Origin of the sequence: Spirillospora sp. CA-294931 (assembly GCF_050946795.1) — a bacterium.
In the GTDB taxonomy this organism is placed as follows: domain Bacteria; phylum Actinomycetota; class Actinomycetes; order Streptosporangiales; family Streptosporangiaceae; genus Spirillospora.
Genome location: NZ_CP192006.1, coordinates 19,397 through 32,922, shown reverse-complemented (window position 1 = coordinate 32,922; position 13,526 = coordinate 19,397). Strand labels below are relative to the sequence as shown.

The window sequence follows — 13,526 nt, the reverse complement described above, 5'->3', positions numbered from 1 at the left end:
TGTCGGCGCGGGTGTCGGCGCGGGTGTCGGCGCGGGTGTCGGCGCGGGTGTCGGCGCGGGTGTCGGCGCGGGTGTCGGCGCGGGTGTCGGCGCGGGTGTCGGCGCGGGTGCGTCGAGGGTGTCGGCGCGGGTGTCGGCGCGGGTGCGTCGAGGGTGTCGGCGCGGGTGTCGGCGCGGGTGTCGGCGCGGGTGTCAGAGTGGGCTGTGGGGCGCGGCCCGGCGCAGGGGGCAGCACCATCGGGGCCGCCGTCGCCGAACGTCTCAGCCTGCCCTTCGTCGACCAGGCCGTGCCGTGGCGGTCGCCGCCGAGATCGGCCGCAGCATCGAAGAGGCCTCACCCACGACGGCCACGCCGGAACGGTGGGCCCCTCGGCGCTGAGGCGCACGACGCACGGCACACGACGCTGAATGCCCGTGCCCACGCGCTGGGACGATGGGCGCACGGCGATTGGCTGCTCGCCGTCCGGCCGATCCCGGCGACCAGGCGGCGCTCGGCAATTGGGCAACTTATGGCGACGGCGGGTCGATCGAAAGCGTGGAGTCCCGCGTCAGCCCGGGTCCCCGGCCTGGGCGGTCGAGAGTGTCAGCGTGGGCTGTTGGGCGGGCCCGGCGTAGGTGCTGGGCTGGGACGGGTGCGCGGGGGCCAGGCGGGCGGCGCTGGGCGAGGGCAGATGGTTCGAGACGGTGAGTCAGCCTCCTGGGATGAGGTCGGGTTGCATTGCCTGGGTTCCGGGAGCGCAGGCGGCGTGGAGGGCGGCGAGGTCGTCGGGGGCCAGGCGGGCGGCGCTGCCTGCTCGGGACGGGTCGATCCGGGTGGACGACTCGCGCAGCCATTCGGGGGTCGGGTCCGCGTCGATGAACTCGGCGAGGCGGGCCAGCTCCGGTTCGGGGTCGTTGAGCAGGGCGTCGTACATGATCGTGGTTCGGCGGTCCGGCGCGAGGTTCGCCAGGGCCTCGACGCCGACGGTGATCAGGGACGACCACATCATGCCGAAGGCGGGCAAGGGGAGGTCGGCGTTCAGGAGTGCCGCCGGGTCGTAGCGGTTGGACGCCACGCGGGCCAGATGCGCCGGGAGCCGACGGACGTCCGCCTCGGTGAGTTGCTCGAACGAGGTCAGCCCCACATGGCGTGCGGCCTGGTTCAGCAGCAGGGCCAGGCGAAAGCCCGGATGGTGGCTCATCGAGACGGCCGAGTCGGGGCCGTTTCGGTAGAGATGGACGAAGCGCGCCTCGGGGAACGCGCGGGCGAGCGGCTCGACCAGGGGCAGCGACATGCCCGACCGCTCGACGACGACGCGGCGTCCCAGCCGCTCGGCCAGCACCGCGAACAGGCGGCAGTACTGCTCGGGAGCGGGTCTCGACGGCCATGTCAGGACGTCGGCCTCCAACGCGTCGTGCAGACCGTCCGGGTCGTCGGTCAGAAGGGGGAGCAGCATGTGGCACAGCGCCGGGACGCCCGCACGTCCGAAACGTCCGGTCTCGTAGGGGTAGAGCTGCTCCGGCAACCGCACCCCGTTTCGGACGAATCCGTCCAGCACAGGACTCGGCTCGGCCAACAGCGTCCAGAACGCCCGGCCGTCCAGTGGCTCCTCGGGCAGGTAGGCCCGGCGACGAAGCGGCGTGAAGAACTCGTTGAGGCTGAGCACCTCGGGATGCGCGTGCAATATCCGCGACAGCAACGTGGACCCGCAGCGCCCCGTCCCGACGATGAACGTGATCCTCATTCGTCGTACCCGAGCTTGGCGTTGACGGTCCGCGGCCAGTACCGCTCGTCCACGGTGGGACGGTGGTAGCCCCAGCGCGGCTCGTCCCCCACGGGCTTGTCACCCAGGATCGTGACTCGCTGGCCTCGCCGGGGTTCGGTGTAGTCGTTGACCGCGAGGTGTTGGGTGCATCGGTTGTCCCATACGGCGACGCCCCCCGGGGACCAGCGGTAGCGGCACGTGAACTGCGGCTGCTCCGCGAACCCCAGCAGGAACGTCAACAGGGCGTCGCTCTCATGGCGGCTGAGCTGGGGGATGTGCGAGGTGAACATGCGGTTCACGTACAGCGAGCGGCGCCCCGTCTCCGGGTGGACGCGGACGACCGGGTGTTCGGCCTGGCTGGCGAACCCTTGGGCCAGACCCTTGATGTAGTGGATCGCCGTCAGGCCGTCGAGCATCTCCCTCATCGGCTCGGACAGGTTCTCGTACACCAGGTACTGGTTGCTCCACATGGTGTCCCCTCCCGAGGAGGGCGACTTCACCAGGTGCAGGATCGACGCGACCGGGGGGTTCTGGCTGAACGTCACATCCGTGTGCCAGTTGTCGGCCTTGCCACCCCGGGTCGAGTCGATGATCACGATCTCCGGATGGCCGTCCAGTTTGGGCAGGAACGGATGGATCTCGGCCTCCCCGAACCGTCGGCCGAACGCGATGTGGGCCTCGGGCTCAAGCCCGGTCTGGTCGGGGAAGAACAGCACGAGATGCTTCAGCAGCAGCTCTTTGACATGTGCGAACTGCTCGTCGGTGATCGTAGCCAGCTCGACACCGTGCACCTCGGCGCCCAGAGCGCCGGAGACCGGACGCACATCGAAGAGATCGCTCATGATCATCGGTCCTTCCTGTCGCATTCGATGAGGGTGAGGCCGTTGTCGAAGATCCGGGACGAGGTCAGCGCGAGCCCCGCCCGCGCGGCGAGCTCGCCGAAGTCGGCCACCGTCCGCTCGCGGCCACCGATGAGAAGCAGCATCTGCAGGTCGAACGAGGACCTCAGCCGATCACGCTCGGGACTGGGCAGCACCTCGAGGATCAGCACTTGGCCGCCCGGCGCGACCGCTCGCGCGCACCGTTCGAGGATCTTTGCCGCCTTCTCGTCGTCCCAGTCGGTCAGCACCCGGGACACGAGGTAGACGTCCGCCCCGGCCGGGAGCTCGTCGAAGAAGCTGCCGGGCCTGACCTCCGCACGTTCGGCGACCCCAGCCTCGGCCAGGACGCGCTCAGCGGCCGACGCTGTCGGGGGCAGATCGACCAAGATCCCGCGCAGATGCGGATGCGCCCGCAGCACCTCCGCCAACTGGACGCCGAGCCCGCCCCCGACATCGACGACCGTCCGCACCCCCGACCAGTCATATTCCGTGGCCAGCTGGGGCGCGTTCTCTCGCGCCGTGGCCGTGGCCATGACCCCGTTCACCATGGAGCCGAACGCGGGATCGACGGCGACCTCGTCCCAGAACGCCCGCCCATGCACCTCCCCGTATGCGGGCTCCCCCGTCCGCAGCGAGTGCATGATCCCGGAGTACGTCAGATCGATCTTGAGGCCCGGCCCGTCCAGGTCGAGCCAGTCCCGCAAGGTATGCGCGGGCAGCAACTCCGAGACCGCGTTGAGCCCGTAGACACCCGGCTCAACCTCGTCGAACAGCCCCACCCGCACCAGATGCGACAACAGCCGCCGAAGCGCGTCCGGGTCAGCACCCGTCCGAGCCACCAACTCCCCGACCCGAACAACTCCCGCACCGATCAATTCGGGCAGCCGCAAGGTGACCGCCGCCCGCACCGCAAACGGCGTCCCCAGATCAATCATCCGAGCCAGCGCAGCCCGCGCATCCTCACTCACCCGCACCACCCCTCCAAACAAACCCGCCGCCCCCGCTGCGCAACCGCGCCCGCGTGCCCTCCACTGAACGAAGCCAACCAAGCGACACACCCAAGAACACACATCTCGCAGCCCGCTCCCGGAAGCCCCCTCCACCTGGCCAACGCGCGACGGACGACGACCCTCGTCCTCAAGAGCGACTCCCAACGCCCGCTCTGCCTGGCCCACGCGGGTTGGTCGACGGTGCTTGCCCCGCAGGCCAACACCCAACAGGCGACCGCCCTCGTCCCCGAAGACAATCCCCGGCGCCCACTCGGCCTGGCCAACGCGGAATGGACGATGGCGCTCCTCCCGTAGCCCGACACCCGACGTCCGCCCCGCCCAGCCAACGCGCGACGGACGTCGGTGTTTGTCTCCCGGGCCAACCCGAGACGCCCGCCCCGCGAGGCCAACACCCAACAGGCGACCGCCCTCGTCCCCGGAGACGACCTCGGGCGCCTACTCCGCCCAGCCAACTCGGAATGGTCCACGGCGCTGCTTCCGTAGGGCGACGCCCGACGTGCGGTCCGCGAGGACGGCGCGCGATGGGCGATGGCGTTCGTTGTGTGTGGGGGCTCAGTGGACTGGGTCCGCCGGGCGGGGACGGCGACTTCGTTGACGCGGCGCGCGCGGCTCCTTGGGGGGTGTACTTCGTGGGGGAGCGTGGGTGGGGCGATCGTGGGTTGGGGCGGTCGTCTGGTGGTGGGGGGCATGGCCGGGCTCACTTGGTGGGGACGTCATGGGCGCGGGGGTCGGGGAGTAGGCCGATTTGGTGGAGGCGGTCGAGGGGGGTCAGGGTGTGGACGCCGAGGCCGGACATGTTGAACGTGACGATGCGTCGCAGGCGGGGGTTGGCGCCGGTGTTGCGGGCTGCCCGGCGGCCGAGCAGGCGGCCGCGCCAGGACGTGTCGGTGAGCATGACGGCCGCGTTGTGGCTCATGCGGCCGATGTGGACGAGGTTGGGCAGGCGTTCGCGCTGGTAGGCGCGGAGGGCGTCGTCGGTGGTGCCGTGGGACGCGACCGCGCGCGCCAGGCATTCGGCGTCGGCGATCGAGCTGTTCATTCCCTGCGCGGCCATCGGGTGGACGGCGTGCGCGCTCTCCCCGAGCAGGGCCAGCCCTGGGGCGGCAAGGCGGGGGGTGAGGAACCGGCCGACCGGGAAGAGTTGGCGCGCGTCCAGGTTGGCCATCAGGGGGTCGGTCAGCGGCTTCAGTGCGGGCACCTCGTCCAGCAGGCCCCGGGCCCATCGGGCGAGGCGGGCCGCGTCGGCGCCGCGCAGTTCGTCCGGCTTGACCTGCGCGTACAGCCGCACCCGTCCGCCGGGCAGGGGGTAGCACAGGCGCAGTCCCCGTTCCGCGACGTATGCGGTGAAGGCGTTGGGGGTCTCGGGCGCGTCCGAGACGTCGAAGGACACCAGCCGATGCGGGTACTCCGCGCGGCGCGGGTCGATGCCGATGGCGCGGCGCAGCCGGGACGAGACGCCGTCGGCGGCGACGACCAGCGCGGCGTGGACGTCGTAACCGCGCCCGTCCTCGGCCAGCCGGACGCCCAGCACGCGCCCGTCGTCCGCCCGGAGCGGTCGCTCGACGAGGACGCCCCGCCTGACCTCGACGTTCGCCGGGAGGCTGTCGGCCAGGGCGGCGAGGATCGTGGGGTGGTCGTGCGCCAGCAGCCAGGGGTCGTCGGTGTTCAGCTGGTGGTAGTCGAGCGCCATGAGCGACTGTCCAAAGGGGTCGCGCGCCACGAGCTGGGCGAGGCGCACCGCGTCCAGCCGCTCCAGCCGTTGGGCTACGCCCCACTGTCGCAGTATGCGCAAGGCGCCCGGCTGTAGCACCTCCCCCTTCGCGATGGGACGCGGCTTGAGCTGCTTCTCCACGAGCAGCACTTGGAGCCCGAGTCCACCCAGCGCACAGGCGGCGGCCAGGCCACCCGCGCCCGCCCCGCAGACCACGGCGTCGGCGTTCACTCCGCCCCCTTGAATCGGGAGAGGGCAGCGATCGCCAGGCCCCCGGCCAAGGCCGTGTTGGGGAAACGTGCCCCACGCCGGATGTAATCGTTGACGGGCGCGGCGGGCCATTGTCCATCGGGGTTTTGCGCGCGCATAAGCCAGGCGGCGCCGCGGCTAACGGGTTCGTCACCGCTCCCCATGCCGGACGCCAGCAGCGCGCGGACGGCCCAGGCGGTCTCTTCCACGGTCCCCGGTTCGGGCTTGTGGCCGGGGTTGGGATGTCCGGTGGCCCAGCTACCGTCGCCCAGCTGGGTACGCAGCAACCATGCGCGGGCCCGCCGGACGGCCCTGCTTCGCCGCGAGATGACCCGCGCCAGGAGCTCCAAGGCGATGGCGGTGCCCGCCGTATACGTCCGGTACCACTGGGAGTCGAACGAGCCGTCCTCGCGCTGTTCGGCCAGGAGCCAGAAGACCGCACGGCGGATCCTCGGATCGCTTACGGGGATGCCCGCCGCCAGCAGGGCGTTGACGGCGGCGGCCGTCGTCACCGGGCAGGGGCCGGAGTTGGTGGCCTTGCTGTTGCGGACGCAGAATCCCCACGAGCCGGGGTCGTCCTGCTGGGCCGTCAGCCAGTCGACGCCCTGCCACATGACGTCGTCCGGCCCGAGGACGGCCAGGGCCGAGACCACGTCGGCCGTCACCCACGCGTCGGGCCAGCCGCGTGACCCGCACCAGCCCCAGAACCCGGGTGGGCAGTCGAACGCCTTGAACGGGCGGTCCTGGTGGCGCCGCCGGAACATCTCCACCGTCGTGGCCAGCCGCGGATCGTCGCCGTGCCCCGCCTCGATCAGCCCCGCGGCCGCGTTCGTCGACCAGGTCAGATCGAGCGCCATCATCGGCCACGAACCGTCCGGATTGGCCCGCGAGCGCAGCCACGCGGCTGAGGTACCGACGATCTCGGGGGCCACGTCCGCCCGTGCGAGGGCGCCGCAGATCATGCCGGCGGGCCAGGGGTCGTTGCCGAACTCGCCCGTCCGCCCCTCGTGTTCGAAGATCTGCCGCAGATGGGCCAGCGCCGCCCGGCGCGCGGGCCCACCCAGCAGCCGTCCGCGCTGCTGGGCCAGTCCGAAGGCCGCCAGGAGGGGCGCCCGGAAATCGAGCATCCGCAGGAAGAGGCGCGGGAACAGCGTGAGCTCCAGTGGAAGTCTGCGCAGGTCACGCTCGTCGAGCCAGCCCGCGAGCGCGTAGAACTGGCGGCACAGTCCGATGAGCTGCTCGTGGGGCAGCGCCTCGATGCCGCCCGCGCCTTCGACCCATTTCAGCCCAGCGTCGATCACCTGCCCTCGTTCGGGAGCCAGCAGTTGCAGGGACGCCGCGGTGATCGCGGTGGGACCCGGCTCGGACGGCCACCCGGGGACGGTGCTCCACCCGCCTTCCGCGTCCTGCACCCGGCACAGCCAGTCCACGCCCGCCGCGATGACGTCCGCGGAGCCGTCCCTGTCGGCGTAGTGCAGCGCGGTGATCGCGCCCACGGTGGCCAGGGTCGAGGTCCACCCGGACGTGCCATGGTCGAACACGCCGTCCGGCCGCTGCGTGACGAACAGTGCCTCGGCACCGGCCGCCACAGCCTCAGCGACGTCGTCCATAGGGATTACCGCCTTCCAGAGAGAACTCGTACCGGGCACGCATCGCCATCTGCATCGGAACGCTCAACGCCAAAGCCAGGACAAGCACCGCTACCGCGGGCCATAGCCCGGCCCCACCGGCCAGTACCGCGGCCGCTAGGACCAGCCGCTCGGCCACCAACACCTCATGCGCCCGCAATGCCACCTCGGGGGACGGCGTACGTCGCAGCAACAGGACACATGCCGCCGTCCCAAGAACCACGGCCACGGCCAAGAGCGCGAGGTACGCGCCCGTATACGCGGAGAGCGCCCGCGCGGAAAGCACGGCAACCACCACAGCGCCCGCATACAGCGCGACCGCCAACCGCGCCGCCGCGCGGACCCCATGCCGGACGGCTGACGTCCGGTAGCCGCCGTCCCGATCGCCGTCCACGTCCCGCAGAGTCCCGACCAGGTTGGACGCCGTGTCATGCACAAGGAAGACCAAGGCGAACGGGAGCAAACGCCACGACGGCTGGGGCGCCGTCATCATCGCCCCCACCACCAGGGCCAGTGCGGTGAGCACCCCCCGGATCACGTTGCCCGACAACCCACGCCCCTTAAGGACGCGGCTATAGACGACGATCCCCGCCAAGGCGGCGGCGACCAGCAACACGGCCCGCCAGTTCGCCGGTATGGCGAGCGCTACCGCCAGCGCGCCGAGCCCGGCCCCGACCTTGGCGGCCGTCCCCGCCCTTAACCGTCCGGACGGGATCGGCCGGTGCGGCTTGCTGATCGCGTCCAGCCGCCGGTCGTAGTAGTCGCCCAGGTAGTGACCGGCCACCCACCCGAGAGTGGGCACCGCCCACGCCAGCAACAGGCGCCAGGCGGTGTGCGTCCCGTATGCGCCCCCGGCCAGGCCCACCAGCCCCGGATACCAGAGCGTGTAGGGCCGGCACGTCTCCACGTGCGCCCGAAGCACCTCGTGCATGATCCAGGTCATCGGTCTCGGGTGATCGCGAGATCGGCGATCCGGGCCATCAGGACCGAGCTTGTGCTTTCGGGGAGATCCCCAAGTGCCTCCTTTGCCAGCGCGACCTGCCGCTCCGCCTCGCGCCGCGCCATCGCGACCGCCCCGGTCGCCTCGAACACCTCCCGCATCAGCCCGTAGGCCGCCTCGTCCGCCATATCGCCCGCGAGCGCCTTCTCGATGCGCTCCCGATCCCGCGCCCCGCCCGCCTCATACGCGACCAGCACCGGGAACGTGGGACGCCTGTTGGCCACGTCGCTCGTCCCGGGCTTGCCCGTGACCCGCCCGTCCCCGACGTACGCGAGCATGTCGTCGTGCATCTGGAACGCCAGCCCCAGATGCTCCGCGAACCGGACCACCGCCCGCGTGCGCTCCGGCGTCCCGCCCGCGAGCACCGCGCCGCTCCGGCACGCTCCCCGGAACAGCGCGCCCGTCTTCAACGCCATGACCGTCAGGTACCGGCTCCGCCCGCACCGGACGTCACCGAGCAGCTCGGCCTCCAGCGCCTGCCCCCGGCACAGATCGATCCCGGCCTCAGCGAGCGCCTTGATCGCCTCGACCACCCGTGCGGCGGGAACACCCAGCTCGGCGCACTCGGTGACCGCCCCGAACATGCGAAGGATCAGCGAGTCACCCGTGACGATCGCGTCCGCCGTCCCATACCGGGCCGGCACCGAGGGCCGGCCCCGGCGCAGATCGTCCCCGTCGATGATGTCGTCGTGGATCAACGACGCGACATGCAGGTACTCCACCCCGACCGCGGCGGGAACCACCACCTGCCCGTCGCCCCCGACTGCCACGGCCGACTCGAGCAGCAACACGGGCCGGAGCAACTTCCCCGCTGGCAACAGCGCATACCGCGAGATCTCATGGACGCGCTCACTCCCGGGCACCCAACGAGCCACCAACTCGTCCCGCAGGACGTCGACACTTCCCCGCTCCGCCGTGGCAGTCACGAGACACCCCAGTGAAAGCCCGCACCCCGTCCGGGCCCCCAAGGTGGCTCGGCTGTCGGGTGAGAAGACGGCTCCGTCGTTGCTGGAGGTGGTGACTGAGGGCGGAGGGTGGTTGTGGGAGGTCGGGGGGCGCGGGGACGTGGGTGAGGGTGGGCGGTCATGGACGGCCTCTGGTGAAGTCTTCGGCGAGCTCGATGAACAGGTCGTTCGAGGTGGGTTGGTCGACGCTGACGCGGACGCCCTGGTCGGGGACGGCGCGAAGTTGGACGCCTCGTTCGGCGCAGAACGCGGCGAACGGGATCGCGTCGGCACCCAGGGGGAGCCACAGGAAGTTGGCACCTGTGGGTGGGACGGCGTAGTCGGCCGCCAGCAGGGCATCGCGCAGCCGGTCGCGTTCGCGGGCGATCGCGGCGCAGCGGCGGCGTACCTCGTCTTCGGCTCCGAGCGCGGCCACGGCCGCGGCCTGGCCGAGGGTGCTCACGCGGAAGAACGGCAGGGTTCTGCGGAGTAGCGCGGCGACCGGTTCGTGCGCGACCGCGTAGCCCACCCGCAGGCCCAGCAGGCCGTATGACTTGGAGAACGTGCGGACGACGCAAACACGCTCGTCGTCGCGATACAGGCTCACGCCGTCCGCGATCTTCTCGGCGAAGTCGACGTAGGCCTCGTCCAGGACGACCACCACGTGGTCCGGCAGGGCGTCGAGAAACCCGCGTAGGTCGTTCTCCTGGAGGGCGGTGCCGGTCGGGTTGTTGGGATTGCACAGCAGGACGACGCGCGTCATTTCCGTCACCGCGGCCGCCATCGCGTCCAGGTCGAGCACGTGGTCGCGGAGGGCGACGGCCACCGGAGTCGCACCCGCGTTACGGATCATGACGGGGTACTGGTCGAAGGACGGCGATCCGTGCACCACCTCCACTCCTGGACTGGCGTGGGCGCTGATCAGCTGCTGGAGGAGCGCTGCCGAGCCCGGGCCATTGACAACGTGCTCGACCGGGACGTCGAGACGCTCCGCGATGGCGGTGGACAGGCCCGTTCCGAGCGCGTCCAGATGCCGGTTGATCTGGCCGAGCTTCTGCTCAATGGCCTGAATAACTTCGGGAAGGGGCGGGTAGAAGTTCTCGTTCAACGACATTTGATGACAGGCCTCGGCCCGAATTGTCATCGCTCTCGCTCCAGGCTCGGTGAAGTGGTCGCGCACGAAGGCATGAGCCTCCACCGCGACCCTGGTGCCAGCGCCATTTACGGGGAACCCTTAGGCGCACGATAAACACGGACCGTCCGAAAGATCAACACCCCAGACCTCCTGTTCTCTGTAGCCGTCGGCGACGCTGGGCGACGGCCTGCTCGCCACTCTCCCTGCTCAGCAGGTTGTTTTCCGACCGCCACGCACCGGGCCACAGCACTCGTTTACCTAATTCACCGAGCCTGTGAATTGGATGATGGGATTTGACGCCATAGAAGCTCGCGAGCATTTCTGATGAGCTGTGTGAAGATATTCTGATTGAGCACTCAATACCCATCACCGCAGGTTGAGTCACAAGTTACTCTCGGGTCGCCCCAGACGTTCTGTTCGTGTCGCTGAGAGCCCGAACCGGCATCACTCCTTTTAATGTTGATCAAGCCTGCGGAGCGGCCGCTCGGACTAGGAGCGGGACTCACCCGCGCGCGCTTGACCCGCTCTTGACCAAGGCGCAGGACGCGCGCAGACCACGGACGGCGGCCGTGGCCAGGTCACCGGAAGCCGTCACCCCCGCGCGACGAGGACCCGATTCCCCAGAGCCGCCTGGCGCGTCCTTGAGATCACGCAGCTCGTGAGTGACGCTCTCCGGGACGCGACCTAGGGCCGTCTGGCAAACGGCCGCCGCACTGCCCGGAAGAGATCGGAGTCGGAAGAGGACCACCACCAAGCCTGGCGCCTCGTCCGAGCCTCCTCAACCAGATCCACAACCTGTGGATAACTTTCCCTCACAGTCGGCGACCAGGGCGGACTGAGCGGGCGGCAGCGTCGTCCTCAAGGTGTTCCCCAGGTTGTCCACGCCCAGCTCAGACGGTTTCCGACCCTAGAGACCCCCAGTTCGATCTCCTCGGACGACCTGTCGCCGGTTGCCCACAGCAACCACCCGCATGACCTTCGCCTGCCCAAAGCCCAGCCCAGGGCTAGCGCGATCAGAACGTCAGCGCAGGCAGACCCAAATCAGCAACGCCCCGCGCGACGCGTCCCCGGGAATCGGGCTCAGTAGGTGGACTGGGTCAGGAGGGCCATGGCGGCGTTGTGGCCGGGGATGCCGCTTACACCGCCGCCTCTCTTGGCGGAGGCACCGCAGAGGAGGACGCGGGACCAGGTGGTCTCTACGCCCCAGTTACCTTGTTCGGCGGGGTGCTCCGCGTAGGGCCATTGCAGGTCCTGGTGGAAGATGTGGCCTCCAGGTAGGGCGGCGTCATGTTCCAGGTCGACCGGGGTCTTGACCTCTAGGCAGAGCTCCCCGGTGGGGGTGCGGAGCAGGCAGTCCTCGATCGGTTCGGCCAGGACGCTGTTCAAGGAGGCGAGTGTGGCGCGCAGCGCGTGTTCTTTGGCCGCGGCCGGGTCGGTGTGGAAGAGGCGGGTGGGCATGTGGAGGCCGAACAAGGTCAGGGTCTGCGCGCCTGCCTCACGTAGGTCGGGCCCCAGGATGGACGGGTCGGTCAACGAGTGGCAGTAGACCTCGGCGGGCGGCAAGTCGGGGATACGGCTGGACGACGCCTGGCTGAACGCGGTGGCGAGCTGGTCGCGGGCCTCGTTGACGTGGAACGTGCCGCTGAAGGCTTCCTCGGGCCGGACGGACGGGTCGCGCAGCGCCGGGAGCCGAGACAGCACCATGTTGACCTTGAGCTGGGAACCCTCGGCCACCGGCGCGAACGTTCCCAGAGCCGAGGCCGCGAGTGATGGCGGCAGGTTCATCAGGACGTGCCCGCCCTCGACCGTGTGCTCGGTTCCCTCGCCGTCCAGGAAGGTCACCTCGCCCGAGTCGCCGTCGATATGCGTGACTTCCGCTCCCGTACGGAGCTCGGCGCCGGCTTGGCGGGCCACGGTCGCAAGGCCGTCGGTGACCGCGCCCATGCCCCCGACGGGGACGTTCCACTCACCGGTGCCGTTCCCGATGACGTGGTAGAGCAGGCACCGGTTGGCCAGCAGGGAGGGGTCGTCCGGATCGGTGAAGGTGCCGATCAGCGCGTCGGTGAGCACCACCCCGGCGATCACGTCGTCGGGGAAGCGTTCGTGGACGACCTCCCCGATCGGACGCTCGAACAGTGCCGACCAGGCCGTGGCGTCCCCGATGAGGCGTGAGAGTTCGGCGCGGCTGCGCAGTGGCTCAAGCAGTGTGGACGCCACCCGTTGCGCCACGTGGTCGGTCATGGCGTAGAAGTCCTGCCAGGCTTGCCAGGCCCCCGGGTGCTCGGCGACGGCCGCGAACGACTTCTGGGTCCGGCCACGGTCGCCACCGTCCACCAGGAGGCCCGCGCCGGCCACCGGCGTGTAGGACGCGTACCGCCGCCGGAGCAGCCGCAGCGGCAGACCGAGGTCGTTAATGATCTTGGACGGCAGCAGGCTGACGAGGTACGAGTAGCGCGAGAGACGCGCGTCCACGCCCTCGAACGGGCGCGCCGAGACGGCCAGGCCACCCAGATGATCGAGCCGTTCCAGAAGCAGGACCGTCCGGCCTGCCCGAGCCAGATAGGCGGCTGCGACGAGCCCATTGTGCCCGCCTCCTGCAATAACGACGTCGTACCGCATATGCGGCAGTCAACCATGCGTACCGCCGCACACGCCGTTCTGACAGGGCCCGGCAACCACTCCCCGGGGGTAACGTGCCCAGCGAATGAACGAACAGGGAGAGTGGATGACCGAGCCGTCCGTACCAGTGATCGTCTACACCGATGGCGGGTGCAGCCCCAACCCCGGGCCGGGCGGATGGGGCGCCGTCCTGTCATACGGGGGACACGTACGCGAGATCTGTGGCGGAGAGCCGGAGACCACGAACAACCGTATGGAGATCATGGCGGCCATCCAGGCGCTGGAGCAGTTGACCCGTCCTTCCCGGGTGCACGTCCACACCGACAGCCAGTACCTCCGCAAGGGAATCACCGAGTGGATGACGCGGTGGAAGCGGAACGGCTGGACGACCGCCGCTAAGCAGCCGGTCAAGAACGCCGACCTCTGGCGCCGTCTAGACGAGGCCGCCCTGCGCCACCAGATCGAATGGTTCTGGGTCAAGGGCCACGCCGGTGACGAGGGCAACGAGCGCGCCGACCAACTCGCCACCCGGGGACGCGCCGAGCTCACCACCGGGGGACGTGACCAGCTCGCCGCTCCGGCACGTGACGAGCTTGCCGCTCAA

Annotated in this window: 9 protein-coding genes and 1 pseudogene; 1 reads left to right on the top strand and 9 read right to left on the bottom strand. The window is 70.1% G+C overall.

What is annotated here, in order from left to right:
* Window positions 1–689: 689 nt before the first annotated feature.
* The 9 genes from ACQPY4_RS00125 to ACQPY4_RS00085 all read right to left on the bottom strand — a co-directional run bounded on the left by ACQPY4_RS00125 (window position 690) and on the right by ACQPY4_RS00085 (window position 12,922).
* Window positions 690–1,724, bottom strand: coding sequence for a sulfotransferase (locus tag ACQPY4_RS00125; protein WP_433331031.1), 1,035 nt, complete (start codon window positions 1,722–1,724; stop codon window positions 690–692).
* On the bottom strand, window positions 1,721–2,587 hold the full coding sequence (locus tag ACQPY4_RS00120; RefSeq protein ID WP_433331029.1) for a TauD/TfdA dioxygenase family protein: 867 nt from the start codon (window positions 2,585–2,587) through the stop codon (window positions 1,721–1,723). Before ACQPY4_RS00120 ends, ACQPY4_RS00125 begins: the two co-directional genes overlap by 4 nt.
* A gap of 2 nt (window positions 2,588–2,589) precedes the next feature.
* Window positions 2,590–3,561 carry a methyltransferase gene (locus ACQPY4_RS00115; protein WP_433331027.1) on the bottom strand — a complete coding sequence of 324 codons (972 nt, stop codon included), beginning with the start codon at window positions 3,559–3,561 and terminating at the stop codon, window positions 2,590–2,592.
* A 772-nt stretch (window positions 3,562–4,333) separates the two neighbouring features.
* A complete protein-coding gene (locus ACQPY4_RS00110; RefSeq protein WP_433331025.1) occupies window positions 4,334–5,578 on the bottom strand; it encodes an FAD-dependent oxidoreductase in 1,245 nt (414 codons plus the stop codon).
* Window positions 5,575–7,206 (bottom strand): prenyltransferase/squalene oxidase repeat-containing protein, encoded by a 1,632-nt coding sequence (locus ACQPY4_RS00105; protein ID WP_433331023.1) that lies wholly within the window; start codon window positions 7,204–7,206, stop codon window positions 5,575–5,577. Before ACQPY4_RS00105 ends, ACQPY4_RS00110 begins: the two co-directional genes overlap by 4 nt.
* A complete protein-coding gene (locus ACQPY4_RS00100; RefSeq protein ID WP_433331021.1) occupies window positions 7,190–8,167 on the bottom strand; it encodes a UbiA family prenyltransferase in 978 nt (325 codons plus the stop codon). The genes ACQPY4_RS00105 and ACQPY4_RS00100 overlap by 17 nt, the downstream gene beginning before the upstream one ends.
* On the bottom strand, window positions 8,164–9,087 hold the full coding sequence (locus tag ACQPY4_RS00095) for a polyprenyl synthetase family protein (protein WP_433339236.1): 924 nt from the start codon (window positions 9,085–9,087) through the stop codon (window positions 8,164–8,166). Before ACQPY4_RS00095 ends, ACQPY4_RS00100 begins: the two co-directional genes overlap by 4 nt.
* Window positions 9,088–9,307: 220 nt before the next feature.
* A complete protein-coding gene (locus ACQPY4_RS00090) occupies window positions 9,308–10,276 on the bottom strand; it encodes an aminotransferase class I/II-fold pyridoxal phosphate-dependent enzyme (RefSeq protein WP_433331019.1) in 969 nt (322 codons plus the stop codon).
* A gap of 1,107 nt (window positions 10,277–11,383) precedes the next feature.
* On the bottom strand, window positions 11,384–12,922 hold the full coding sequence (locus tag ACQPY4_RS00085) for a phytoene desaturase family protein (protein ID WP_433331017.1): 1,539 nt from the start codon (window positions 12,920–12,922) through the stop codon (window positions 11,384–11,386).
* Between the two features lie 85 nt (window positions 12,923–13,007).
* Between ACQPY4_RS00085 and rnhA the strand changes: the two are divergent.
* Window positions 13,008–13,466, top strand: a pseudogene (rnhA, locus tag ACQPY4_RS00080) (ribonuclease HI); the annotation flags it as partial.
* Window positions 13,467–13,526: the final 60 nt, after the last annotated feature.

Bases quoted from the DNA above. Each gene is read 5' to 3' on its own strand.
- ACQPY4_RS00125 (WP_433331031.1), bottom strand. From the start codon at position 1,724: ATGAGGATCACGTTCATCGTCGGGACGGGGCGCTGCGGGTCCACGTTG.
- ACQPY4_RS00120 (WP_433331029.1), bottom strand. From the start codon at position 2,587: ATGAGCGATCTCTTCGATGTGCGTCCGGTCTCCGGCGCTCTGGGCGCC.
- ACQPY4_RS00115 (WP_433331027.1), bottom strand. From the start codon at position 3,561: ATGATTGATCTGGGGACGCCGTTTGCGGTGCGGGCGGCGGTCACCTTG.
- ACQPY4_RS00105 (WP_433331023.1), bottom strand. From the start codon at position 7,206: ATGGACGACGTCGCTGAGGCTGTGGCGGCCGGTGCCGAGGCACTGTTC.
- ACQPY4_RS00100 (WP_433331021.1), bottom strand. From the start codon at position 8,167: ATGACCTGGATCATGCACGAGGTGCTTCGGGCGCACGTGGAGACGTGC.
- ACQPY4_RS00085 (WP_433331017.1), bottom strand. From the start codon at position 12,922: ATGCGGTACGACGTCGTTATTGCAGGAGGCGGGCACAATGGGCTCGTC.